The sequence below is a fragment of the Pseudomonas emilianonis genome (assembly GCF_023072625.1).
In the GTDB taxonomy this organism is placed as follows: Bacteria; Pseudomonadota; Gammaproteobacteria; order Pseudomonadales; family Pseudomonadaceae; genus Aquipseudomonas; species Aquipseudomonas paraveronii.
Genome location: NZ_JAKNRV010000025.1, coordinates 1 through 24702, shown reverse-complemented (window position 1 = coordinate 24702; position 24702 = coordinate 1). Strand labels below are relative to the sequence as shown.

Annotated in this window: 21 protein-coding genes; 16 read left to right on the top strand and 5 right to left on the bottom strand. The window is 59.5% G+C overall.

The window, feature by feature from the left end; all coding sequences use genetic code 11:
• Positions 1-97: 97 nt before the first annotated feature.
• Together clpA and clpS are read right to left on the bottom strand one after the other, a co-directional pair.
• Positions 98-2368 carry an ATP-dependent Clp protease ATP-binding subunit ClpA gene (gene clpA / locus L9Z73_RS05355; RefSeq protein WP_247397124.1) on the bottom strand — a complete coding sequence of 757 codons (2271 nt, stop codon included), beginning with the start codon at positions 2366-2368 and terminating at the stop codon, positions 98-100.
• Between the two features lie 29 nt (positions 2369-2397).
• Positions 2398-2766, bottom strand: a complete 369-nt coding sequence (gene clpS, locus L9Z73_RS05350; RefSeq protein WP_010567912.1) for an ATP-dependent Clp protease adapter ClpS — start codon at positions 2764-2766, stop codon at positions 2398-2400.
• 223 nt (positions 2767-2989) lie between these two features.
• Between clpS and cspD the strand changes: the two genes are divergently transcribed.
• The gene (gene cspD / locus L9Z73_RS05345) at positions 2990-3268 is read left to right on the top strand and encodes a cold shock domain-containing protein CspD (protein ID WP_282598518.1); all 279 of its coding nucleotides are present in this window, start codon (positions 2990-2992) and stop codon (positions 3266-3268) included.
• A gap of 82 nt (positions 3269-3350) precedes the next feature.
• On the opposite strand, the gene icd is transcribed toward cspD, so the two are convergent.
• The gene (icd, locus tag L9Z73_RS05340) at positions 3351-4607 is read right to left on the bottom strand and encodes an NADP-dependent isocitrate dehydrogenase (RefSeq protein WP_247397122.1); all 1257 of its coding nucleotides are present in this window, start codon (positions 4605-4607) and stop codon (positions 3351-3353) included.
• 506 nt (positions 4608-5113) lie between these two features.
• Here icd and L9Z73_RS05335 point away from each other — a divergent pair.
• Positions 5114-7339, top strand: coding sequence for an NADP-dependent isocitrate dehydrogenase (locus L9Z73_RS05335; protein WP_247397120.1), 2226 nt, complete (start codon positions 5114-5116; stop codon positions 7337-7339).
• Positions 7340-7526: 187 nt separating this feature from the next.
• On the opposite strand, the gene L9Z73_RS05330 is transcribed toward L9Z73_RS05335, so the two are convergent.
• Positions 7527-8399 (bottom strand): LysR family transcriptional regulator, encoded by an 873-nt coding sequence (locus L9Z73_RS05330; RefSeq protein WP_247397118.1) that lies wholly within the window; start codon positions 8397-8399, stop codon positions 7527-7529.
• 41 nt (positions 8400-8440) lie between these two features.
• A complete protein-coding gene (locus tag L9Z73_RS05325) occupies positions 8441-9337 on the bottom strand; it encodes a DMT family transporter (protein ID WP_247397116.1) in 897 nt (298 codons plus the stop codon).
• Between the two features lie 126 nt (positions 9338-9463).
• On the opposite strand from L9Z73_RS05325, the gene L9Z73_RS05320 reads away from it, so the two are divergent.
• From L9Z73_RS05320 to nuoG, 14 genes are all read left to right on the top strand, one after another.
• Positions 9464-9910, top strand: a complete 447-nt coding sequence (locus L9Z73_RS05320) for an NUDIX hydrolase (RefSeq protein WP_247397114.1) — start codon at positions 9464-9466, stop codon at positions 9908-9910.
• A 59-nt stretch (positions 9911-9969) separates the two neighbouring features.
• Positions 9970-11094 (top strand): tRNA 2-thiouridine(34) synthase MnmA, encoded by a 1125-nt coding sequence (gene mnmA, locus L9Z73_RS05315; RefSeq protein ID WP_247397112.1) that lies wholly within the window; start codon positions 9970-9972, stop codon positions 11092-11094.
• Positions 11091-11714, top strand: a complete 624-nt coding sequence (hflD, locus tag L9Z73_RS05310) for a high frequency lysogenization protein HflD (protein WP_010172715.1) — start codon at positions 11091-11093, stop codon at positions 11712-11714. The genes mnmA and hflD overlap by 4 nt, the downstream gene beginning before the upstream one ends.
• Positions 11715-11839: 125 nt before the next feature.
• Complete coding sequence (purB, locus tag L9Z73_RS05305) at positions 11840-13210, top strand: adenylosuccinate lyase (protein ID WP_247397111.1); 1371 nt, start codon at positions 11840-11842, stop codon at positions 13208-13210.
• Between the two features lie 84 nt (positions 13211-13294).
• Positions 13295-14464 (top strand): cupin domain-containing protein, encoded by a 1170-nt coding sequence (locus tag L9Z73_RS05300; protein WP_247397109.1) that lies wholly within the window; start codon positions 13295-13297, stop codon positions 14462-14464.
• Positions 14457-14879 carry a GNAT family N-acetyltransferase gene (locus L9Z73_RS05295; protein WP_247397106.1) on the top strand — a complete coding sequence of 141 codons (423 nt, stop codon included), beginning with the start codon at positions 14457-14459 and terminating at the stop codon, positions 14877-14879. The genes L9Z73_RS05300 and L9Z73_RS05295 overlap by 8 nt, the downstream gene beginning before the upstream one ends.
• 244 nt (positions 14880-15123) lie before the next feature.
• Entirely contained in the window at positions 15124-15861 is a 738-nt protein-coding gene (locus tag L9Z73_RS05290) for a secretin N-terminal domain-containing protein (protein WP_247397103.1), read from the top strand.
• A gap of 492 nt (positions 15862-16353) precedes the next feature.
• Positions 16354-17679 (top strand): isocitrate lyase, encoded by a 1326-nt coding sequence (aceA, locus tag L9Z73_RS05285; RefSeq protein ID WP_247397100.1) that lies wholly within the window; start codon positions 16354-16356, stop codon positions 17677-17679.
• Between the two features lie 656 nt (positions 17680-18335).
• Positions 18336-18749, top strand: coding sequence for an NADH-quinone oxidoreductase subunit A (locus L9Z73_RS05280; RefSeq protein WP_003219575.1), 414 nt, complete (start codon positions 18336-18338; stop codon positions 18747-18749).
• 10 nt (positions 18750-18759) lie between these two features.
• The gene (locus L9Z73_RS05275; RefSeq protein ID WP_003219572.1) at positions 18760-19434 is read left to right on the top strand and encodes a NuoB/complex I 20 kDa subunit family protein; all 675 of its coding nucleotides are present in this window, start codon (positions 18760-18762) and stop codon (positions 19432-19434) included.
• A 72-nt stretch (positions 19435-19506) separates the two neighbouring features.
• Positions 19507-21291 (top strand): NADH-quinone oxidoreductase subunit C/D, encoded by a 1785-nt coding sequence (gene nuoC / locus L9Z73_RS05270; RefSeq protein ID WP_247397097.1) that lies wholly within the window; start codon positions 19507-19509, stop codon positions 21289-21291.
• A gap of 2 nt (positions 21292-21293) precedes the next feature.
• Positions 21294-21791, top strand: coding sequence for an NADH-quinone oxidoreductase subunit NuoE (gene nuoE, locus L9Z73_RS05265; protein ID WP_017848059.1), 498 nt, complete (start codon positions 21294-21296; stop codon positions 21789-21791).
• Positions 21788-23143 (top strand): NADH-quinone oxidoreductase subunit NuoF, encoded by a 1356-nt coding sequence (nuoF, locus tag L9Z73_RS05260; RefSeq protein WP_247397094.1) that lies wholly within the window; start codon positions 21788-21790, stop codon positions 23141-23143. Before nuoE ends, nuoF begins: the two co-directional genes overlap by 4 nt.
• Before the next feature lie 135 nt (positions 23144-23278).
• Positions 23279-24702: NADH-quinone oxidoreductase subunit NuoG (gene nuoG / locus L9Z73_RS05255; protein WP_247397091.1), on the top strand; the 1424-nt coding region annotated here is incomplete at its 3' end.

The window sequence follows — 24702 nt, the reverse complement described above, 5'->3', positions numbered from 1 at the left end:
AAGCCCCCTCCCACACTGGATTTCCATTGTTCTGGCAATTGCATTTCAAGACAGCAAAAAGGCGCCTTTCGGCGCCTTTTGCGTAGTTGCAGAACAATCAGGCCATTTCGGCCGTGGTTTCGAACTCGAAGGTCAGCTCGCCGTCCTTCAGGTCGATATGCACCACGCCACCGTGGTCGGCAAGTTCGCCAAACAGGATCTCTTCGGCCAATGGCCGCTTGATCTTGTCCTGGATCAGACGCGCCATCGGGCGAGCGCCCATTGCCGCGTCGTAACCACCCTCGGCCAACCAATTGCGCGCCGCGTCCGTCACTTCCAACTGCACGCGCTTGTCTTCCAACTGCGCTTGAAGCTCGGTGAGGAACTTGTCCACCACGTTTTTGATGACCTCATGACTGAGGCGACCAAACTGGATAATGGTGTCCAGACGGTTGCGGAACTCCGGCGTGAAGCTCTTCTTGATCACTTCCATCGCATCGGAAGAGTGATCCTGATGTGTAAAGCCGATCGAAGCCCGCGCGGCGGTTTCAGCACCGGCGTTGGTGGTCATGATCACGATCACGTTGCGGAAGTCCGCCTTGCGCCCGTTGTTGTCGGTCAGGGTGCCGTGATCCATGACCTGCAGCAGCAGGTTGAAGACTTCTGGGTGTGCCTTCTCGATTTCATCGAGGAGCAATACGCAATGCGGCTGCTTGGTGATCGCCTCGGTCAACAGACCGCCCTGGTCAAAACCGACATAGCCCGGAGGTGCACCGATCAGGCGCGACACGGTGTGACGCTCCATGTATTCGGACATGTCGAACCGCACCAGCTCAATGCCCATGGCCTTGGCCAACTGCCGGGCCGCTTCGGTCTTGCCAACGCCGGTCGGACCGGCGAACAGGAACGAACCGACTGGCTTGTCCGGCGACTTGAGACCCGCCCGCGACAACTTGATCGCAGTGGACAACGAGTCGATGGCGGCATCCTGGCCAAACACGGTGAGCTTGAGGTCGCGCTCCAGGTTACGCAGCAGCTCTTTGTCGGAACTGCTGACGTGTTTTGGCGGAATCCGCGCGATCTTGGCCACTATCGCCTCGACCTGAGACACGTCGATGCGCTTCACACGCTTCTCGACTGGCTGCAGGCGCTGATAGGCACCCGCCTCGTCGATCACATCGATGGCCTTGTCCGGCATGTGCCGGTCATTGATGTAGCGCGACGCCAGCTCGGCAGCGGCACGCAGCGCTTCATCGGTGTACTCGACGCCATGGTGCGCTTCGAAACGCCCCCTGAGACCACGCAGAATACCGATGGTGTCCTCAACCGAAGGCTCGGACACGTCGACTTTCTGAAAACGACGCGCCAGGGCACGGTCTTTCTCGAAGATCCCGCGAAATTCTTGGAATGTGGTCGAGCCGATGCAGCGAATATCACCCGACGACAACAACGGCTTGAGCAGGTTGGAAGCATCCATCACCCCACCAGACGCCGCACCAGCACCAATGATGGTGTGGATTTCATCGATGAACAGGATCGCCTGCGGGCGTTTTTTCAGCTCGCCGAGCAACGCCTTGAAGCGCTTCTCGAAATCGCCACGGTACTTGGTCCCGGCGAGCAACGCGCCGAGGTCAAGAGAGTAGACGACGCTGTTGGCCAACAGGTCCGGCACCTGGTTGTCGACGATACGCTTGGCCAGGCCTTCGGCAATCGCGGTTTTACCCACGCCCGCCTCACCTACCAGCAACGGGTTGTTCTTGCGACGACGCGCGAGGATCTGCGCCACACGCTCAACCTCAGACTCGCGCCCCACCAGCGGATCGATCCGCCCCTGGCGCGCCAGCTCATTGAGATTGCTGGCATAGGCATCCAATGGATTGCCCGAAGAAGAAGACTCACCGCCCTCGTCGTCCTGCATATCCTGCTCACCCTCGGAATGTTCGCCGTGCCCAGGCACTTTGGAGATACCGTGGGCGATGTAGTTGACGACATCGATACGGGCAACGCTCTGCTGTTTCAGCAAAAACACTGCCTGGCTTTCCTGTTCACTGAAGATGGCGACGAGCACATTGGCGCCCGTGACCTCACGCTTACCGGAGCTCTGCACGTGGAAAACAGCACGCTGCAATACCCGCTGAAAGCCCAGGGTCGGCTGGGTTTCACGGTCCTCGTCATGCACGGGGATCAGTGGCGTCGTGGAGTCGATGAACTCCTGCAGGTCATGCTTGAGCTTGTCGAGATTGGCGCCGCACGCACGCAGAACGGTGGCGGCAGCTTCGTTATCCAAAAGTGCCAGCAGCAGGTGTTCGACGGTCATGAATTCATGACGCTTCGAACGAGCCTCCTTGAAGGCAAGATTGAGGGTGACTTCGAGCTCGCGGTTTAACATAGCTTCACCTCATACCCAAGTGGTCGGCGTTAACCGTCCTTCTCGATTTCACAGAGTAGCGGATGCTGGCTTTCCCTGGCGTACTGGTTGACCTGCATGGCCTTTGTCTCGGCGATGTCGCGGGTAAACACTCCACATACTGCCCGTCCTTCTGTGTGAACGGCCAGCATTACCTTGGTCGCCAACTCGCGGTTCAGGTTAAAAAACACCTCGAGCACTTCGACCACGAAATCCATCGGTGTGTAGTCATCATTGAACAAAACCACCTTGTACATCGGCGGCGCCTGTAGAGCAGGCTTAGCCTCCTGGACAGCAATGCCTGCAGAACCGTCGTCATCGTGTTCGTGATCCGGTCGATCCTGATTGAATGTTAGTCGAATCTGGCTGATTGCATGCATGGAAAGAAAGGTTCGTCAGTGGTTCAAATACAGTGGTGGGGGCGACCTGTCAGAATTTCAACTCTGACCCTTCGGTCACCTTGACTATCGGTAAATCAGTGTTACAACCAATAGAACCCACAGTGGGTAAAAAAGGTCCGCGCAGTCAACCTTATTATTCGGGTTAGGACGGATAAACTGGATGATACTCCAGTGATGGAGTCTGGTGCAGAGGGATATGGGTATGTCTGGCGTCAAGATCAGTGGCAAGGTCAAGTGGTTCAATAACGCCAAGGGATATGGCTTTATTAACGAAGAAGGTAAAAGCGAGGACCTTTTTGCGCACTATTCGGCGATCATCATGGAGGGGTACAAAACGCTGAAGGCGGGACAAGCTGTGAGCTTTGAAATCATTCAAGGACCGAAAGGGCTGCACGCCGTGAACATTGATGCAGTGAAAGTTGGAACACCGGAAAAGTCAGCAGCATCGCACGCTCATAAAGAAAAGAAACAAACGGCCTGATTCGCCGCCGAGCATGCAGTCTTGCAATACAAAAACGGCCACCCCAGTCAATCCGGGGTGGCCGTTTTTTATGCCACTTTGCTTACATATGCGAAATCAACGCATCGCCAAACCCCGACGAAGACAGCAACTTGGCACCGTCCATCAAGCGATGGAAATCATAGGTCACGGTCTTGGCCGAGATCGCGCCATTGGTGCCCTTGATGATCAAGTCAGCCGCCTCGGTCCAGCCCATGTGGCGCAGCATCATTTCCGCCGACAGAATCAATGAGCCCGGGTTGACCTGGTCCTTGCCCGCATACTTGGGCGCAGTACCGTGGGTAGCCTCGAACATGGCGATGGTATCGGACAGGTTGGCCCCCGGCGCAATGCCAATGCCCCCTACTTCCGCCGCCAGCGCATCAGAAAGGTAGTCGCCGTTGAGGTTCAACGTGGCGATCACATCGTATTCGGCCGGGCGCAGCAGGATCTGCTGAAGCATGGCATCGGCAATTGCATCTTTAACCACTACGTTCTTGCCGGTTTTTGGATTCTTGAACTGCATCCATGGACCGCCGTCGAGCAGCGTCGCGCCGAATTCTTTCTCGGCGATGCCGTAGGCCCATTCCTTGAAGGCACCTTCGGTGAACTTCATGATGTTGCCTTTGTGCACGATGGTCAGCGACTCACGATCGTTATCCACGACGTATTGCAGGGCTTTGCGCACCAGACGCTCAGTACCCTGCTTGGAGACCGGCTTGATACCGATGCCGCAATCCTGGTCGAAACGGATCTTGGTAACGCCCATTTCCTCCTTGAGGAACTTGATCACTTTGATCGCTTCTGGCGAACCGGCTTTCCACTCGATCCCGGCGTAAATATCTTCGGAGTTTTCGCGGAAGATGGTCATGTCCACGTCGCCAGGCTTCTTGACCGGGCTTGGCACGCCTTCGAACCAGCGCACCGGGCGCAGGCACACATAGAGGTCGAGCTGTTGGCGCAGGGCCACGTTCAACGAACGGATGCCACCACCGACCGGGGTGGTCAGAGGGCCCTTGATGGACACCACGTAATCCTTGACCGCGTCCAGGGTTTCTTGGGGCAGCCAGGTGTCCTGGTCGTAGACTTGGGTCGCTTTTTCGCCGGCGAACACTTCCATCCACGAAATTTTGCGCTTGCCGCCGTAGGCTTTTTCAACAGCTGCGTCGACCACCTTGATCATCACCGGGCTGATGTCGACGCCAATACCGTCACCTTCGATATAAGGGATGATCGGTTGGTCAGGAACATTGAGAGAATGGTCTGCATTGACGGTGATTTTGTCGCCGACTGCCGGAACCTGAATCTTCTTGTATCCCATGCTGAACTCCATCTATGGATTGAACATCTGGCTGCGTTCGAGCCTACTCCAGATAAATGACGACTGAAACCTCACGCCACGCTCATTTGCATCGAAAACAGCATATTTAGTTGCCTACTAGCTTGAAAGCAAAGGGAAAAGCGCCAATCTTGAGCACATCATGCGACTTTAGATGTAACGGGGTCCCTGCGACCTTTAGACCAATGGACGCCCCACCTTTTGTATGAGAGCTCGGCGTAAGCATAGCGACCTATGTATAATGCCGCCGCTGACCAAAGAGTCACGATGGCCGACCGCTTGCTTCTTCAATAGAAAGCATCGCCCTCCGCCTGAAAAAGCCGGACTAAACAATAGTCCACCCGCTTGACGCTCGACTGATGCAACCCAACATCACCGCGAAGAAATCTCGACCTTTCGCTCATGGATGACTTTGAACGAACGCGCTCTACCCGGCGCATCTCGAGTTTCTGCGCACGCTTTCAGCAAAGAAGAGAGTTAATCCGAATATGCCCACCCGCTCGAAGATCATCTACACCTTCACCGACGAAGCACCAGCCCTCGCCACCTATTCACTGCTGCCTATCGTAGAGGCCTTCACCGCTTCCGCTGATATTGCCGTGGAAACCCGCGACATCTCCCTCGCCGGGCGCATCCTCGCAAGCTTCCCCGAGCAACTGGGCGCCAAAGCCGTACCGGACCACCTCGCCGAACTGGGCGCCCTGGCCGTTACGCCTGAAGCCAACATCATCAAGCTGCCTAACATCAGTGCCTCGACCCCTCAACTGCAGGCGGCGATCAAGGAACTGCAGGCCCAGGGCTACGCCCTGCCGGACTACCCGGAAACCGTAACCACCGACGCGGAAAAAGAAACCCGCGCACGTTACGACAAGATCAAGGGCAGCGCCGTGAACCCGGTACTGCGCGAAGGCAACTCTGACCGCCGCGCACCGCTGTCGGTCAAGAACTATGCACGCAAGCACCCGCACAAGATGGGCGCCTGGGCTGCCGACTCGAAGTCCCACGTTGCTCACATGAGCCACGGCGACTTCTACGGCAGCGAAAAAGCCGTACAGATCGAGGCCGCCGACGCGGTCAAAATCGAACTGATCGCTAAAGACGGCACCGCGACCGTACTGAAGGAAAAGACTTCGGTACAAGCTGGCGAAATCATCGACAGCTCCGTGCTGAGCAAGAACGCCCTGCGCAGCTTCATCGCCGCTGAAATCGAAGACGCCAAGAAACAAGGCGTACTGCTGTCGGTTCACCTGAAAGCCACCATGATGAAGGTCTCCGACCCGATCATGTTCGGCCAGATCGTTGCCGAGTTCTATAAAGACGCCCTGACCAAGCACGCCACCGTGCTGGAGCAGATCGGCTTCAACCTGAACAACGGCATCGGCGACCTGTACGCACGCATCAAGGCCCTGCCGGCCGAGCAGCAAGCGCAGATTGAAGCCGATATCCAGGCGGTCTACGCCGCGCGCCCTGCCCTGGCGATGGTCAACTCCGACAAAGGCATCACCAACCTGCACGTGCCGAGCGACGTCATCGTCGACGCCTCGATGCCGGCCATGATCCGTGACTCCGGCAAAATGTGGGGCACCGACGGCCAACTGCACGACACCAAGGCCGTGATCCCGGATCGCTGCTACGCCACCATCTACCAAGCCACCATCGAAGACTGCAAGGCTCATGGTGCGTTCGATCCGACCACCATGGGCAGCGTACCGAACGTTGGCCTGATGGCACAGAAAGCCGAAGAGTACGGCTCTCACGACAAGACCTTCCAGGTCAAGGCTGACGGCGTCGTTCGCGTCACCGACAGCAAGGGCAACCTGCTGATGGAACAGCCCGTCGAAGCCGGCGACATCTTCCGCATGTGCCAGGCCAAAGACGCGCCGATCCAGGACTGGGTCAAACTCGCCGTCAACCGTGCCCGCGCCAGCAACACCCCGGCCATCTTCTGGCTCGACCCACAACGCGCCCACGACGGTGCGGTGATCGAGAAAGTCCAGACCTACCTGAAAGACCACAACACCGAAGGCCTGGACATCCGCATCATGTCGCCGGTCGACGCGATGAAGTTCACCCTGGAGCGCACCCGCAAGGGCCTGGACACTATCTCGGTGACCGGCAACGTACTGCGCGACTACCTGACCGACCTGTTCCCGATCATGGAACTGGGCACCAGCGCCAAGATGCTGTCGATCGTGCCGCTGATGAACGGCGGTGGCCTGTTCGAAACCGGCGCTGGCGGTTCGGCACCGAAACACGTGCAGCAGTTGCTGGAAGAAAACTTCCTGCGCTGGGATTCCCTGGGCGAGTTCCTGGCCCTGGCCGCATCGCTTGAGCATTTGGGTGTGACATACAACAACCCCAAAGCCCTGGTACTGTCCAAGACCCTGGACCAGGCCACCGGCCAGTTCCTCGACAACAACAAGTCGCCATCGCGCAAAGTCGGCAACATCGACAACCGCGGCAGCCACTTCTACCTGGCGCTGTACTGGGCCCAAGCCCTGGCCGCGCAGACTGAAGACACCGCACTGCAAGCGCAATTCGCCACACTTGCCAAGACCCTGGCCGCGAACGAGGCAACCATCGTTGCCGAGCTCAACGCCGTACAGGGCCAGCCAGTGGACATCGGCGGCTACTACGCGCCGAACCCGGAGCTGATCAGCAAGGTCATGCGCCCAAGCAACACGCTCAATGCGGCGATTACCAAGCTGAAGTAAGGTTGTAACGCTGCAAACAAGCCCCGGCCCAGTGCCGGGGTTTGTGTTTCTCCTCACCACTGATCCTGCGGCAGAAACCCGATCAACCTGTGGGAGCTGGCTTGCCTGTGATAGCAATGGATCAGTCCCTATTTCCGGCGACTGACACTGCGCAATCGCAAAGACGAACCGTCACACCGGCGCCACCTCAGGCGATACCGTATTCGCCCCTCCAGGATGCCTCGATCAGCGCCTGCATCCGCTGCTTGAACCAAGGCTCCCAGCCCGCTCGCTGCCTGAGCCACACGCCAAACTCAGGCAACTCCGGCAGACAGGCAAGGGCGTCGAGGCGCTTCAAGCCACTCACCTCGGCAATCCGAGGCAGCAACGTGACCCCAACCCCGGCCTGAACAGCTGAACGCAGTGAGACCAGATCCTCTGACTCATACACACAGCGCCAGGCGATGCCGGCCTCCTCCAACCGTCGAATAGCCAGGCTGCGAAAGGCACAGGGCGCCTTAAACAAGGCCAAAGGAATTTCTTGCCGCGCATCCAAGTGATCGATGCCCTCACCGACAAACCATCTCAAGGGCAAGGTTTGCAGGGGAGCTTCGCGGACTTCGGACAACTCGCCCATCATCAACCCGACATCAATACGCCCCTCATTGAGCGCGCCCAGCAACGGTATCGAACGCGCCACTTTCACACCCACCCGTACTGACGGCAATTGCAACGCAGCCGCCGCGATAATGCCCTGCAACACGCCCTCGCAGAAATACTCGGGAATACCGAGCGTAACAGACTCCTGCTGACGACTTCTATCGAACAGGCCGCCGACCTTGTCGTTGATATCCAGTATCTGCCGGGCATATGCGGTCAGTTGCTCACCATCCAGAGTCAGCAAGACCTGGCGATTATCCCGAACAAACAAATCGACACCCAGCAGATCCTCCAAACGCTTGATCTGCTGGCTAATTGCAGGCTGGGTCAGGCTCAAAACCTGTGCAGCGCGAGTAAAACTGCTCAGCTCAGCGACTTTGACAAAGCTGCGCAGCGACTGAATATCCAGATTGATTCTCATGGCACACCAAGACAGGTGGATGAATACCCCAAAAGCGCAATCTACTTGACCCGCGAATGATTCATCAAATACACCCCCACCCCAGACACAACAAACCCCAGAATCACCACCCCGCTCGGCACCTCACCCAAGACCAACGACGCCATGATCTGCGTAACAGCCGGGATCACATGGAATAAGTTAGTGGCCTTACTCGCCTCCCCCCGCCGAATCATCACATACAGCAGCGTCAGCGCACCCACGGAGTTCATCAGCGTGATCCAGGCCACCGACGCAGCGAAGGGCACCCACTCGGCCACCCGCATGGTTTCGGTGGTGTAAGCCAGCATCAACATGACGAGCGAAGCGGTGAGCATCTGAATAAAGCACCCCACCCACAGGTTGACCCCGCCGAGAAACCGCTTCTGATAGAGCGTGCCGAGCGTGATACCAACCAGTGCCAGGCCCACCGCGCCATAACCGCCGATTGACGCCTCGGGTCCAAAAAAACTGCTGGCCACAACAATGGCTACACCTGCGACACCCAGAATCGAGCCCGGCAGATCGCGCCAACTCAGTTGTTCGCCGAGAAAAAAGTAAGCGCCAATCACGACGAACACAGGCATCAGCCCGACAATCAACGCGGCCTGCCCGGCTGGAACCCCCTGACTGATGCCGGTGTACAGACCGCCGAACTGCAGGGCCTGCAAAAGCACGCCCACTACCGCCGCGTGAAGGTAGGGCGCGAGGCGCCTTGGCCATTCGGCCTTGACGGCGAGCGCGCCCCCCAGGAAGACCAGGGCAGCCAAGGCGAATCGGTAGAACGTCATGGTGAAGGGCTCACCATAACGAACCCCAAACGCTCCACCGATGTAGCCAGAACTCCACAGCAAAATGAACGCAATGGGCAGCGGGGATGTAAGACGTACCTCGTAGCTTTTGTGGGCAATCGGGTTCATGACATTTCTCCAGTGACGAGCGTTCTGGAGAGGTAAACTGCGCTGCCGCTGCGCCTGGGTAAAATCATAAAATGTCAGGCGCGACATGCAGTTTGCTTATGCACCCGCCCACATCGAGAGCCACTTATGACCTGGCAACCCCACATCACCGTCGCCACCATCGTCGAAGACAACGGCCGCTTCCTGATGGTCGAAGAACTCAAAGGCGGCCGCGCCGTACTCAACCAGCCCGCCGGCCACCTCGACCCGCACGAAACCCTGATCGAAGCCGCCGTGCGTGAAACCCTCGAAGAAACCGGCTGGGACGTCGAAGCCACCGGCATCGTCGGCATCTACCTGTACACCGCCCCGAGCAACGGCGTGACCTACCAGCGGGTCTGCTTCACCGCCAAGGCGCTGAAACACCACCCGGACTATCAACTAGACGACGGCATCGTGCGCGCCCGCTGGCTGACCCGTGACGAGCTGATGGCCCTGCGCGACACCTGGCGCAGCGAGCTGATCATCCGCTGTATCGATGATTATCTGGCAGGCTTTCGCCACAGTCTCGAATTGATCCGACCTTCTCTTTAGCCTTGAAGGCTTGGGCCTGTTAGAATCGCGTCCTTTTTCAAGACACCCGTTGAAACCCTATGCGTGATCCAGCCCCTTCTGACACACAAAAGAAGCGCGTCATCGTCGGTATGTCCGGCGGCGTGGATTCTTCCGTTTCCGCCGTTCTGCTCATGGAGCAGGGTTATGAGGTGGAAGGCCTGTTCATGAAGAACTGGGAAGAAGACGATGGAACGGAATATTGCACCGCCATGGACGACCTGGCAGATGCCCAGGCCGTGTGTGACAAGATCGGTATCAAGCTGCACACCGCCAATTTCGCGGCCGAGTACTGGGACAACGTGTTCGAGCACTTCCTGGCCGAATACAAGGCCGGCCGCACGCCGAACCCGGACATCCTGTGTAACCGCGAGATCAAGTTCAAGGCGTTCCTCGACTACGCCATGATCCTCGGCGCCGACTTGATCGCCACTGGCCACTACGTGCGCCGTCGCGATATCGACGGGCGCACCGAACTGCTCAAGGGCCTGGACCCCAACAAGGACCAGAGCTACTTCCTGCACGCCGTCGGCGGCGAACAGATCGCCATGACCCTGTTCCCGGTAGGCGAGCTGGAAAAGCCCGAAGTGCGCAGGATCGCCGAGCAGCACGACCTGGCCACCGCCAAGAAGAAGGATTCCACCGGGATCTGCTTTATCGGCGAGCGCCGCTTCAGCGACTTCCTCAAGCAATACCTGCCGGCGCAACCGGGTGAGATCAAAACCACCGAAGGCGAGGTCATCGGCCGCCACCACGGCCTGATGTACCACACCATCGGCCAGCGCCAGGGCCTGGGCATCGGCGGCTTGAAAGACGCCGGTGACGAGCCGTGGTACGTGCTGGTCAAGGACCTGGAACACAACGAACTGATCGTGGGCCAGGGCAATGAACACCCATGGTTGTTCTCCCGCGCGCTGCTTGCTTCAGACATCTACTGGGTCAACCCGGTGGACCTGAGCGCCCCGCGCCGCCTGACCGCCAAGGTACGCTATCGCCAGAGCGACCAGCCCTGCACCCTGGAAAAAACCGCCGACGGTTACCGCGCCACCTTCGATGACCCGCAGCGCGCGGTCACGCCTGGCCAGTCCGTGGTGTTCTACGATGGTGAGGTGTGCCTGGGGGGCGGCGTGATTGAAGTCGCCGAACCCTGGAGCAGCCAGGCATGAGCCCGACCCAGGAGCAACTGACGGCGCTTGGCGGGGTATTCCTCGCCGCTGTGCTGGTGGACAAGATCGCCAAGACCGGCCAGGTCACCGAAGCCGGCCTGACCTGCATGCTCGGCAGCCTGCTGATTCGCGACCCCAAGGACACCCTGGAAGTCTACGGCGGTGACGACCTGGCGCTGCGTGAAGGCTACCGTGCGCTGGTCGGCGCACTGGAACGCGACCCGAGCACCTTGCAGCGCGAACCGCTGCGCTACGCCCTGTCGATGCTCGGCCTCGAGCGCCAACTGGCCAAGCGTGACGACCTGCTGGAGACCATCGGCAAGCGCCTGCCCCAGATCCAGTCCCAGGTTGAACACTTCGGTCCGGCCCACGAAAACGTCATCGCCGCTTGCGGCGCGCTGTACCAGGACACCTTGAGCACATTGCGCCAGCGCATCCAGGTGCATGGCGATATGCGCAACCTGCAACAACCGAACAACGCCTCGAAGATCCGCGCCCTGCTCCTGGCCGGTATTCGTTCGGCGCGGTTGTGGCGCCAATTGGGTGGTCATCGTTGGCAGTTGGTCATCAGCCGTCGCAAATTGCTCAAAGAGCTTTACCCGTTGATGCGCAACGAATAAGTCGCAGCCACGGGCTATTTTCAAGCCGTTACGCGTAATACGCCGGTCAGTTGGCAACGGACCGGCGGATTTTTTCATGTATGATACGCGCCCCATTTCGTTGCCCGACTGTCCGAGAACACCCCATGCAGCTCTCTTCGCTCACTGCGGTTTCCCCTGTTGACGGCCGCTACGCCGGCAAGACCCAGGCCCTGCGCCCGATTTTCAGTGAATACGGCCTGATCCGTGCCCGCGTACTGGTTGAAGTGCGCTGGCTCCAGCGCCTGGCCGCTCACCCTGCCATCAGTGAAGTGCCGGCGTTCTCCGCCGAAGCCAACGCTGCATTGAACACCCTGGCGGAAAACTTCTCTCTGGAACACGCCGAGCGTGTCAAAGAGATCGAGCGCACCACCAACCACGACGTCAAAGCCATCGAATACCTGCTCAAAGAGCAAGCGGCCAAGCTGCCGGAACTGGCCAAGGTCAGCGAATTCATCCACTTTGCCTGCACCAGCGAGGACATCAACAACCTGTCCCACGCGCTGATGCTGCGCGAAGGCCGTGATGACGTGATGCTGCCGCTGATGCGCCAGACCGCCGAAGCCATCCGCGAACTGGCGATCCGCTTCGCCGCTGTGCCGATGCTGTCGCGCACCCACGGTCAACCGGCCTCGCCGACCACCCTGGGTAAAGAACTGGCCAACGTGGTGTACCGCCTGGAGCGCCAGATCGCTCAAGTCGCTGCCGTCCCGCTGCTGGGCAAGATCAACGGCGCCGTAGGAAACTACAACGCCCACCTGTCGGCCTACCCGGAGATCGATTGGGAAGCCAACGCCCGCGCCTTCATCGAAGACGAACTGGGCCTGGGCTTCAACCCGTACACCACGCAGATCGAACCGCACGACTACATCGCCGAGCTGTTCGACGCGATTGCGCGCTTCAACACCATCCTGATCGACTTCGATCGCGATGTCTGGGGCTACATCTCCCTGGGCTACTTCAAGCAGCGCACCATTGCCGGTGAAATCGGTTCCTCGACCATGCCGCACAAGGTCAACCCGATCGACTTCGAAAACTCCGAAGGCAACCTCGGCATCGCCAACGCACTGTTCCAGCACCTGGCCAGCAAGCTGCCAATTTCCCGCTGGCAGCGCGACCTGACCGACTCCACCGTACTGCGCAACCTCGGCGTGGGCTTTGCCCACAGCGTGATCGCCTACGAAGCCAGCCTCAAAGGCATCAGCAAGCTGGAACTCAACGAGCAGAAAATCGCCGCTGACCTGGACGCATGCTGGGAAGTACTGGCCGAGCCGATCCAGACCGTGATGCGCCGCTACAACATCGAAAACCCCTACGAGAAGCTCAAAGAGTTGACGCGCGGCAAAGGCATCAGCCCTCAGGCACTGCAAACTTTCATCGACGGCCTGGACATGCCCGCCGCTGCCAAGGCCGAGCTGAAACTGCTCACCCCGGCCAACTACATCGGCAACGCCGTGGCCCAAGCCAAGCGCATCTGATTACCGCAAGCCCCTTTGAGACGCCCGGCCGCGCCGGGCGTTTTTATTCCAGTCTGAAAAGTGCTTTTTTTCAATAGGTTACACATGAATCCTGATATCCCTCTTCAACTTCTGGGCGGCATCACGGCACGGGAATTCCTGCGCGACTACTGGCAGAAAAAACCGCTGCTGATCCGTCAGGCCATTCCTGATTTCGAAAGCCCGATCGACGCCGACGAACTGGCCGGCCTGGCCTTGGAAGAAGAAGTCGAGTCGCGCCTGGTGATCGAACACGGCGAGCGTCCGTGGGAACTGCGCCGCGGCCCGTTCGCCGAAGACACCTTCAGCACCTTGCCCGAGCGCGAGTGGACCCTGCTGGTGCAGGCGGTCGACCAGTTCGTGCCGGAAGTCGCCGAACTGCTCGAGCAGTTCCGCTTCCTGCCTAGCTGGCGCATCGACGACGTGATGATCAGCTTCGCCGCGCCCGGCGGCAGCGTGGGCCCGCACTTCGATAATTACGACGTGTTCCTGCTGCAAGCCCACGGCAAGCGCAACTGGAAGATCGGCCAGATGTGCGGCTCTGAAAGCCCGATGCTGCAACACGCCGACCTGCGTATCCTCGCCGAATTCGAAGAGAGCGCCGAATGGGTGCTGGAACCGGGCGACATGCTCTACCTGCCGCCACGCCTGGCCCACTACGGCATTGCAGAAGATGACTGCATGACCTACTCGGTAGGCTTCCGTGCGCCAAGCGCTGCCGAAGTGCTGACCCACTTCACCGACTTCCTGAGCCAGTACCTGACCGACGAAGAGCGTTACACCGACGCGGATATTCAGCCAGTCAGCGACCCGCACCAGATCCAGAGCGACGCCCTCGACCGTCTCAAAAGCCTGCTGGCCGAGCACATGAGCGACGAGCGCATGCTGCTGACTTGGTTCGGCCAGTTCATGACCGAGCCGCGCTACCCGGAACTGGTCGCAGGCCCAGAAGAGCTGCAGGAAGAAGACGTGGTCGGCAGCCTGGAAGACGGCGGCGTACTGATCCGTAACCCAAGCGCGCGCATGGCCTGGTCCGAAGTGGACGACGACCTGCTGCTGTTTGCCAGCGGCCAGAGCCGTTACCTGCCGGGCAAGCTGCGCGAACTGCTGAAAATGATCTGCGCAGCCGACGCCCTGCACATCGACAACCTCAGTGAATGGCTGGCGGACGAAGATGCCCGCGACCTGCTGTGCGAACTGGTCAAGCAAGGAAGCCTGGGGTTTGCCGATGAATAAGATTCACGTAAGTGTCGCGGACTGGCATAAGGATATCGCCGAGATTCGGCGCATTCGTGAAGCGGTATTTATCGCCGAACAATCGGTTCCACCCGAACTGGAATGGGACGCAGACGACGCTGACGCCGTGCACTTCCTCGCGTTCGAGGGCGACTTTCCAATTGGCACCGCGCGCCTGCTGCCCAGCGGCGAGATCGGCCGCGTGTCGGTCCTCAAGGACTGGCGCGGGCTGAAAGTCGGCGACAAGCTGATGGAAGCGGTGATCGGCGAAGCCGAAAAACGCGGCCAGCGCAAACAGTTCCTCAGCGCACAGGTCTACGCCGCGCCGTTCTATGAGCGACTGGGCTTCAAGATTGTCAGCGAGGAATTCCTTGAAGTCGGGATTCCGCATGTCGATATGGTGCGCGAGGGCTGATCCGGGACCGCGTCGCGGCTATCGGGGGCAAGTCGAATCGTCGCACCGCCCCTCCCACACTTGACCGCATTCCAAGGGATGTCTCGGTCAAAATGTGGGAGAGGGCTTGCCCCCGATAGCTATTTCAGCAACACCAAAAATACCCTGCCCCGCCAGGGTGTTTTGCCGTCTACGATTCAACTTGCGACCCGCCAGGCCGACAAACTGGCACTATCAAGCCTTATGACTCGCAGAGATAACGGACATGTCCCTACGCACCCTGCTCACAGCCCTCCTCCTGACCGCCAGCTTCACGGCAGTGGCCGACACCGAAGTCGTCAACCTGAGCAACCGCACCAGCGCCGACCTGCTGCCCGTGGCGCAGAACTTCCTCGGTAAAGATGGCACCGTCAGCGCCTACGGCAATCAACTGATCGTCAATGCCGACCCTGCCAAGATCCAGGGTCTGCGCGCCCTGCTCGCGCAATTGGACACACCGGCCAAGCGCCTGCTGATCACCGTCGACACCAACGAAAACAACCAGCAAAACAGTGGCGACAGTCAAACCCGCATCATCAGCTACGGTACCGCCAGCCGCGACGGCGGGATCCAGCAGATCCAGGCCAGTGAAGGCGTGCCCGCACTGATCCAGGTGGGCCAGAGCGTGCCGCTGACCACCACCCAGCCCGATGCCTATGGCCGCCCGCAAAACCAGACCCAGTACCGCAACGTCACTCAAGGCTTCTACGTGACCGCCAGCGTGACAGGCGACACCGTACACCTGGCGATCAGCACCAACCGTGACCGCATGAGCCAGGAGCGTCCCGATGTAGTGAACGTGCAGAGCACCGACACAAGCGTCAGCGGTCGCCTGGGCGAGTGGATTCCGCTGGCCGGCATCAATCGCGAAACCCAGGCCGACAAAACCTCTCAAACCCGCACCTACACTACCCAGGGCCGCGACGACCTGACTTTACGCGTTAAAGTCGAGACCTTGAACTGAAGCACCAATAACTGACTGACGAGTCGTATGAGACTAAAGATGTAGTGCCAGAAAAAAAGCACTACAAAACATTTGACGATCCAAAAAAGCATGGGCATGATGGCCTCGCTCCCGCTAATCAGAGGCCCTGGCAAGGGCCTTCGGATCGTCACTCTAAGTTACCCACCTGAGCCGATTCGTGTCTGTACCGCCCACAAGGTGTGTTTGACGAGGTTGCGACTGGAACGAAGTTGTCCCGAGGGACGGAAGCTAACCAGGTAACGCGGCTACACACTGATGGATCGCCCAAAGGCCCACGACGCCCGAAGACCGTTCGCAGTTCGCCCTTACCTGCCCAACTCCCCTCTCGCCCTTCGTTCATCCCGTCGCCTCCCCGCCAGACTTGACTTGAACACCGGTGCTTCTGGTCAGCGAGCAGCCATGCCCACGCACTGTATACGTGGCTGGCAAACGGAATTTTCCACCCAGACCTATGCGACGAGGTTTATCTCCATGGCACTGACACGCGAACAGCAAATTGCAGCCCTTGAAAAAGATTGGGCTGAAAACCCACGCTGGAAAGGCGTGACCCGCGCTTACTCCGCTGCTGACGTCGTCCGCCTGCGCGGCTCGGTTCAACCTGAGCACACCTTTGCAAAACTCGGCGCCGAGAAGCTGTGGAACCTGGTCACCCAGGGCGCCAAGCCTTCCTTCCGTCCCGACAAAGATTTCGTCAACTGCATGGGCGCCCTGACCGGTGGCCAGGCAGTACAACAGGTAAAAGCCGGTATCCAGGCGATCTACCTGTCCGGCTGGCAAGTGGCTGCGGACAACAACTCCGCCGAATCCATGTACCCCGACCAATCGCTGTACCCGGTGGACTCCGTGCCAACCGTGGTCAAGCGCATCAACAACTCGTTCCGTCGCGCCGACCAGATCCAGTGGAAAGCCGGTAAAGGCCCGGGTGACGAAGGCTACATCGACTACTTCGCACCGATCGTGGCTGACGCCGAAGCCGGTTTCGGCGGCGTGCTGAACGCCTACGAGCTGATGAAGAGCATGATCGAAGCAGGCGCCGCCGGCGTTCACTTCGAAGACCAACTGGCCTCGGTAAAAAAATGCGGCCACATGGGCGGCAAAGTACTGGTACCGACCCAGGAAGCCGTGCAGAAGCTGACCGCTGCCCGTCTGGCTGCTGACGTTGCCGGTACACCGACCATCATCCTGGCCCGTACCGACGCCAACGCTGCCGACCTGCTGACTTCGGACTGCGACCCATACGACCAACCGTTCGTCACTGGCGAGCGTACCCAGGAAGGCTTCTACAAAGTGCGCGCCGGTCTCGACCAGGCCATCGCTCGCGGCCTGGCCTATGCCCCTTACGCCGACCTGATCTGGTGCGAAACCGCCAAGCCGGACCTGGCAGAAGCCCGTCGCTTCGCTGAAGCGATCAAAAAGGAATACCCAGACCAACTGCTGTCCTACAACTGCTCGCCTTCCTTCAACTGGAAGAAAAACCTGGACGACGCGACCATCGCCAAGTTCCAGCGCGAACTGTCCGCCATGGGTTACAAGCACCAGTTCATTACCCTGGCTGGCATCCACAACATGTGGCACAGCATGTTCAACCTGGCGCACGACTACGCCCGCAACGACATGACCGCCTACGTGAAGCTGCAGGAGCAGGAATTCGCTGACGCCTCCAAGGGTTACACCTTCGTGGCTCACCAGCAGGAAGTGGGCACCGGCTACTTCGACGACATGACCACCGTGATCCAGGGCGGCACCTCGTCCGTGACCGCGCTGACCGGCTCGACCGAAGAAGAACAGTTCCACTGAGTGACTGAGCAAACGGCCATTGCGGGCACGGTAAAAAGCTAACCGCAATGCCGCTCGATCTACGCCCCGACTGGTTCGGGGCGTTTTTTTGCCCGAAAAAACTCCCCCCGACACCACGCAAATCAAAAATGTGGGAGGGGGCTTGCCCCCGATTACGGTGTGTCAGTCAATACTTCGTTGCTGATCCACCGCAATCGGGGGCAAGCCCCCTCCCACATCGGGAAATGCGTCCAACCTGAAAATTTTGGGCAAAATATTGATCCAAAGCGGTATTTTGTTCAGATAAATCAGCTAAAAGATCCGCACCGGCAACTAGCGGTATTCAAGCAAGTAACGACAACTTCCTGCGCCGCACCACAACCATCCGCTTAACGCCCACCCAAACAACATTCATTATCATTTGGACCATGAAAGCGTCGTTACAGGTTAAACAAAACATATTTGATAAAAAGCCCGCTAATGCCCGTAAATCAAGGGCTGCAGCCTCAAGGAGGTGTACTATGTGCTTATTCCACCGAATAATTTCGCTATAGGAATTTTACTTGCCCGGTGTTTAGCCATAAAATCACCGCGATTGATTCCGCTGCGACATATCGTCACTGCATTGTTACTTTTTCGAGCTCAGAGACCTTTGCTCTCTGTTAAGGATTACCAGCATGACCGAAGCGACAGGACTCATGGCCCACAACTGGGGCTTTGCCATTTTCCTCCTCGGTGTTGTCGGCCTCTGTGCCTTCATGCTCGGCGTCTCCAGCCTACTCGGGTCAAAAGCCTGGGGCCGCAGCAAAAACGAACCGTTCGAGTCCGGCATGCTGCCCACAGGTGGCGCCCGCTTGCGGCTCTCAGCCAAATTCTATCTGGTCGCGATGCTGTTCGTGATCTTCGATATCGAAGCCCTCTTTCTCTTTGCCTGGTCTGTGTCCGTCCGCGAAAGCGGCTGGACCGGATTCGTCGAAGCCCTCGTTTTCATAGCAATTCTGTTGGCAGGCCTTGTCTACCTATTTCGAGTGGGCGCCCTTGATTGGGCTCCGGAAGCTCGTCGCAAGCGGCAAGCGAAGCTGAAACAATGAGGCTTTGGCGATGCAATACAATCTCACAAGGATCGACCCGGATGCTCCTAACGAGCAGTACCCCATCGGCGAACGGGAAACCGTTTCCGATCCGTTAGAAGACCAAGTCCACAAAAACATCTACATGGGCAAGCTGGAAGACGTGCTGAGCGGCGCGGTCAACTGGGGGCGTAAAAACTCCCTGTGGCCGTACAACTTCGGTCTGTCCTGCTGCTACGTGGAAATGACCACCGCCTTCACGGCGCCCCACGACATCGCGCGCTTTGGCGCCGAAGTGATCCGGGCATCGCCGCGTCAGGCGGATTTCATGGTTATCGCCGGAACCTGCTTTATCAAGATGGCGCCGATCATTCAGCGTCTCTACGAGCAAATGCTCGAGCCGAAGTGGGTTATCTCCATGGGTTCGTGCGCCAACTCCGGTGGCATGTACGACATCTATTCCGTTGTTCAGGGGGTGGACAAATTCCTGCCCGTGGACGTCTACGTGCCTGGCTGCCCGCCCCGCCCTGAAGCATTTTTGCAAGGCTTGATGCTGTTGCAGGAATCGATTGGCAAGGAGCGTCGCCCACTTTCCTGGGTTGTCGGAGATCAAGGCGTTTACCGCGCCGAGATGCCGTCACAAAAGGAACAGCGCCGCGAACAGCGTATTCAGGTCACCAACCTGCGCAGCCCCGACGAAGTCTGATCCAGAGCCGCTTCTTTTATAGAACGAAAACCTGGCTTCATTCTTTACGTTGACCGAAAGCGATAAAAAACCATGACTACAGGCAGTGCTCTGTACATCCCGCCTTATAAGGCAGACGACCAGGATGTGGTCGTCGAACTCAATAACCGTTTTGGCCCTGACGCCTTCACCGCCCAGGCCACACGTACCGGCATGCCGGTGCTGTGGGTGGCGCGCGCCAAGCTCGTCGAAGTCCTGAGCTTCCTGCGCAACCTGCCCAAGCCATACGTCATGCTCTATGACCTGCATGGCGTGGACGAGCGCCTGCGCACCAAGCGCCAGGGACTGCCGAGCGGCGCCGATTTCACCGTGTTCTACCACCTGATGTCGCTGGAACGTAACAGCGACGTGATGATCAAGGTCGCCCTGTCCGAGAGCGACCTGAGCGTGCCGACCGTGACCGGTATCTGGCCAAACGCCAACTGGTACGAACGCGAAGTGTGGGACATGTTCGGCATCGACTTCCCAGGCCACCCGCACCTGTCGCGCATCATGATGCCGCCAACCTGGGAAGGTCACCCGCTGCGCAAGGACTTCCCTGCCCGCGCCACCGAATTCGATCCGTTCAGCCTGACGCTTGCCAAGCAGCAGCTTGAAGAAGAAGCCGCGCGCTTCCGTCCGGAAGACTGGGGCATGAAGCGTTCCGGCACCAACGAGGACTACATGTTCCTCAACCTGGGCCCGAACCACCCTTCAGCGCACGGTGCCTTCCGCATCATCCTGCAACTGGACGGCGAAGAAATCGTCGACTGCGTGCCTGACGTCGGTTACCACCACCGTGGTGCCGAGAAGATGGCCGAGCGTCAGTCCTGGCACAGCTTCATCCCGTACACCGACCGTATCGACTACCTCGGCGGCGTGATGAACAACCTGCCTTACGTGCTCTCGGTCGAGAAGCTGGCCGGCATCAAGGTACCGGACCGCGTCGATACCATCCGCATCATGATGGCCGAGTTCTTCCGGATCACCAGCCACCTGCTGTTCCTGGGTACCTATATCCAGGACGTCGGCGCCATGACCCCGGTGTTCTTCACCTTCACCGACCGTCAGCGCGCCTACAAGGTCATCGAAGCCGTCACCGGTTTCCGCTTGCACCCGGCCTGGTACCGCATCGGCGGTGTGGCCCATGACCTGCCCAATGGTTGGGAGCGCCTGGTCAAGGAATTCATCGACTGGATGCCCAAGCGTCTGGACGAGTACCAGAAAGCCGCCCTGGACAACAGCATCCTCAAGGGCCGCACCATCGGCGTCGCTGCCTACAACACCAAAGAGGCCCTGGAATGGGGCGTCACCGGTGCAGGCTTGCGTTCCACCGGTTGCGATTTCGACCTGCGTAAAGCGCGCCCGTACTCCGGCTACGAGAACTTCGAATTCGAAGTCCCGCTGGCGGCCAACGGCGATGCCTACGACCGTTGCATCGTGCGCGTCGAAGAAATGCGCCAGAGCCTGAAAATCATCGAGCAGTGCATGCGCAACATGCCGGCCGGCCCGTACAAGGCGGATCACCCGCTGACCACGCCGCCGCCGAAAGAGCGCACGCTGCAGCACATCGAAACCCTGATCACGCACTTCCTGCAAGTTTCGTGGGGCCCGGTCATGCCGGCCAACGAATCCTTCCAGATGATCGAAGCGACCAAGGGTATCAACAGTTATTACCTGACGAGCGATGGCGGCACCATGAGCTACCGCACCCGGATTCGTACTCCAAGCTTCCCGCACTTGCAGCAGATCCCTTCGGTGATCAAAGGCGAGATGGTCGCGGACTTGATTGCGTACCTGGGTAGTATCGATTTCGTTATGGCCGACGTGGACCGCTAAGCATGAATAACACGCTTATCCAGACAGACCGTTTCACCTTGAGTGAAACCGAGCGCTCGGCCATCGAGCACGAGCTCCATCACTACGAAGACCCGCGCGCGGCGTCGATAGAAGCCTTGAAGATCGTCCAGAAGGAACGTGGCTGGGTGCCGGACGGCGCCCTCTACGCCATCGGCGAGATCCTCGGCATCCCCGCCAGCGATGTTGAAGGCGTGGCCACGTTCTACAGCCAGATCTTCCGCCAGCCCGTGGGCCGCCACATCATTCGCGTATGCGACAGCATGGTCTGCTACATCGGTGGTCACGAGTCCGTGGTCAGCGAGATCCAGAACAAGCTGGGCATCGGCCTCGGCCAAACCACCCCGGACGGCCGCTTCACGCTGCTGCCGGTGTGCTGCCTGGGCAACTGCGACAAGGCGCCGGCGTTGATGATCGACGACGACACATTCGGTGACGTGCAGCCTGCTGGCGTGACCCAATTGCTCGAGGGCTACCCATGACGCTGACTTCCTTCGGCCCGGCCAACCGCATCAAGCGGTCGCCCGAGACTCACCCGCTGACCTGGCGCCTGCGTGACGATGCCGAGCCTGTATGGCTCGAGGAATACCAGGCCAAGAACGGTTACGCGGCTGCGCGCAAAGCGTTTGCCGACATGGCTCAGGACGATATCGTCCAGACGGTGAAGGACGCCGGCCTCAAGGGCCGCGGCGGTGCAGGCTTCCCCACTGGCGTGAAGTGGGGCCTGATGCCCAAAGACGAATCCATCAACATCCGCTACCTGCTGTGCAACGCGGATGAAATGGAGCCGAACACCTGGAAAGACCGCATGCTGATGGAGCAACTGCCCCATCTGCTGATCGAAGGCATGCTGATCAGCGCCCGCGCGCTGAAAACCTACCGTGGCTACATCTTCCTGCGTGGCGAATACACCACCGCCGCCAAGAACCTCAACCGTGCGGTGCAAGAAGCCAAGGCTGCAGGCCTGCTGGGCAAGAACATCCTCGGTTCGGGTTTCGACTTCGAACTGTTCGTACACACCGGTGCCGGGCGTTATATCTGCGGTGAAGAAACCGCACTGATCAACTCCCTCGAAGGCCGCCGCGCCAACCCGCGCTCGAAGCCGCCCTTCCCTGCCGCCGTTGGCGTGTGGGGCAAACCGACTTGCGTGAACAACGTCGAAACCCTGTGCAACGTGCCGGCGATCATTGCCGACGGCGTGGACTGGTACAAATCGTTGGCCCGCGAAGGCAGTGAAGACATGGGCACCAAGCTCATGGGCTTCTCCGGCAAGGTCAAGAACCCTGGCCTGTGGGAACTGCCATTCGGCGTGACCGCGCGCGAACTGTTCGAGGACTACGCCGGCGGCATGCGCGACGGCTACACCCTCAAGGCCTGGCAGCCAGGCGGCGCCGGCACCGGCTTCCTGCTCCCCGAGCACCTCGACGCACAGATGTATGCCGGCGGCATCGGCAAGGTCGGCACCCGGATGGGTACTGGCCTGGCGATGGCGGTGGACAACACCGTGAACATGGTCTCGCTGCTGCGCAACATGGAGCAGTTCTTTGCCCGCGAATCCTGCGGTTTCTGCACCCCGTGCCGCGACGGCCTGCCGTGGAGCGTCAAGCTGCTGATGGCCCTGGAAAAAGGCGAAGGCCGCGAGGGTGACATTGAAACCCTGCTGGGGCTGGTCGGTTTCCTCGGCCCAGGCAAGACCTTCTGTGCTCACGCACCGGGCGCCGTGGAGCCATTGGGCAGCGCAATCAAATATTTCCGCTCGGAGTTCGAAGCCGGCATCGCGCCTACCAGCGCCGCCGTCCCGCCTCTGGCGAGGCCGATCGTAGTCGGCGCGTAACGCTTAAACAGGCGAAGGGTCCGTGCCCCTCGCCTCGTCATGTGCTGACGCCGTCAAGGCTGTGTTGATGCACATGAATAACAAGATTCCATTAGCCACGCCCGCTGACAACGGGCCAACGAAGATCTTTGAACCATGGCCACTATCCACGTAGACGGCAAAGCGCTCGAAGTCGATGGGGCAGACAACCTGTTACAGGCGTGTCTGTCACTAGGCCTCGACATCCCTTATTTCTGCTGGCACCCCGCTCTTGGTAGCGTCGGTGCCTGTCGCCAGTGTGCGGTCAAGCAGTACACCGACGAAAACGACACCCGTGGTCGCATCGTCATGTCCTGCATGACCCCAGCCACCGACAACACCTGGATATCCATCGACGATGATGAATCCAAGGCGTTCCGCGCCAGTGTCGTCGAATGGCTGATGACCAACCACCCGCACGACTGCCCGGTCTGTGAGGAAGGCGGTCACTGCCACCTGCAAGACATGACGGTGATGACCGGCCACAACGAGCGCCGCTATCGCTTCACCAAGCGCACCCACCAGAACCAGGAACTGGGCCCGTTCATTTCCCACGAAATGAACCGCTGCATCGCCTGCTACCGCTGCGTGCGCTTCTATAAAGACTACGCCGGCGGCACCGACCTCGGCGTATTCGGCGCCCACGACAACGTGTACTTCGGTCGCGTTGAAGACGGCGTACTGGAAAGCGAATTCTCCGGCAACCTCACCGAGGTCTGCCCGACCGGTGTTTTCACCGACAAGACTCACTCCGAACGCTACAACCGCAAGTGGGACATGCAGTTCGCACCGAGCATCTGCCATGGCTGCTCCAGCGGTTGCAACATCTCCCCGGGCGAGCGCTACGGCGAACTGCGTCGCATCGAAAACCGCTTCAACGGTTCGGTCAACCAGTACTTCCTGTGCGACCGTGGCCGTTTCGGCTATGGCTATGTCAACCGCGAAGACCGCCCACGTCAGCCACTGCTGGCCGGCGGCGCGAAGCTGAACACCGACGAAGCCCTGGATAAAGCCGCCGACCTGCTGCGCGGTCGCAACATCGTCGGCATCGGTTCGCCACGCGCCAGCCTCGAAAGCAACTACGCGTTGCGTGAACTGGTCGGCGCCGAACACTTCTACTGCGGTATCGAAGCCGGTGAACTCGAGCGCATCCGCCTGGTCCTGCAAGTGCTGAACGACAGCCCGCTGCCAGTGCCGAACATGCGCGACATCGAAGACCACGATGCGATCTTCGTGCTCGGTGAAGACCTGACCCAGACCGCCGCGCGTATGGCTTTGTCGCTGCGCCAGTCGGTCAAAGGCAAGGCCGAAGCCATGGCCGACGCCATGCGCGTGCAGCCTTGGCTCGACGCCGCGGTGAAAAACATCGGCCAGCACGCGCTGAACCCGCTGTTTATCGCCAGTCTGGCCGAAACCAAGCTCGACGACATCGCCGAAGAATGCGTACACGCAGCGCCAGATGACTTGGCCCGCCTCGGTTTCGCCGTGGCCCACGCCCTCGACGCCAGCGCGCCTGCCGTTGAAGGCCTGGACGCTGAAGC

Coding starts and splice junctions, on each gene's coding strand:
- cspD (WP_282598518.1), top strand. CDS start 2,990: ATGTCTGGCGTCAAGATCAGTGGCAAGGTCAAGTGGTTCAATAACGCC.
- purB (WP_247397111.1), top strand. CDS start 11,840: ATGCAGCTCTCTTCGCTCACTGCGGTTTCCCCTGTTGACGGCCGCTAC.
- L9Z73_RS05320 (WP_247397114.1), top strand. CDS start 9,464: ATGACCTGGCAACCCCACATCACCGTCGCCACCATCGTCGAAGACAAC.
- hflD (WP_010172715.1), top strand. CDS start 11,091: ATGAGCCCGACCCAGGAGCAACTGACGGCGCTTGGCGGGGTATTCCTC.
- aceA (WP_247397100.1), top strand. CDS start 16,354: ATGGCACTGACACGCGAACAGCAAATTGCAGCCCTTGAAAAAGATTGG.
- L9Z73_RS05290 (WP_247397103.1), top strand. CDS start 15,124: ATGTCCCTACGCACCCTGCTCACAGCCCTCCTCCTGACCGCCAGCTTC.
- L9Z73_RS05280 (WP_003219575.1), top strand. CDS start 18,336: ATGACCGAAGCGACAGGACTCATGGCCCACAACTGGGGCTTTGCCATT.
- clpA (WP_247397124.1), bottom strand. CDS start 2,368: ATGTTAAACCGCGAGCTCGAAGTCACCCTCAATCTTGCCTTCAAGGAG.
- L9Z73_RS05295 (WP_247397106.1), top strand. CDS start 14,457: ATGAATAAGATTCACGTAAGTGTCGCGGACTGGCATAAGGATATCGCC.
- L9Z73_RS05300 (WP_247397109.1), top strand. CDS start 13,295: ATGAATCCTGATATCCCTCTTCAACTTCTGGGCGGCATCACGGCACGG.
- clpS (WP_010567912.1), bottom strand. CDS start 2,766: ATGCATGCAATCAGCCAGATTCGACTAACATTCAATCAGGATCGACCG.
- L9Z73_RS05330 (WP_247397118.1), bottom strand. CDS start 8,399: ATGAGAATCAATCTGGATATTCAGTCGCTGCGCAGCTTTGTCAAAGTC.
- nuoF (WP_247397094.1), top strand. CDS start 21,788: ATGACGCTGACTTCCTTCGGCCCGGCCAACCGCATCAAGCGGTCGCCC.
- L9Z73_RS05325 (WP_247397116.1), bottom strand. CDS start 9,337: ATGAACCCGATTGCCCACAAAAGCTACGAGGTACGTCTTACATCCCCG.
- L9Z73_RS05275 (WP_003219572.1), top strand. CDS start 18,760: ATGCAATACAATCTCACAAGGATCGACCCGGATGCTCCTAACGAGCAG.
- L9Z73_RS05335 (WP_247397120.1), top strand. CDS start 5,114: ATGCCCACCCGCTCGAAGATCATCTACACCTTCACCGACGAAGCACCA.
- nuoC (WP_247397097.1), top strand. CDS start 19,507: ATGACTACAGGCAGTGCTCTGTACATCCCGCCTTATAAGGCAGACGAC.
- icd (WP_247397122.1), bottom strand. CDS start 4,607: ATGGGATACAAGAAGATTCAGGTTCCGGCAGTCGGCGACAAAATCACC.
- mnmA (WP_247397112.1), top strand. CDS start 9,970: ATGCGTGATCCAGCCCCTTCTGACACACAAAAGAAGCGCGTCATCGTC.
- nuoE (WP_017848059.1), top strand. CDS start 21,294: ATGAATAACACGCTTATCCAGACAGACCGTTTCACCTTGAGTGAAACC.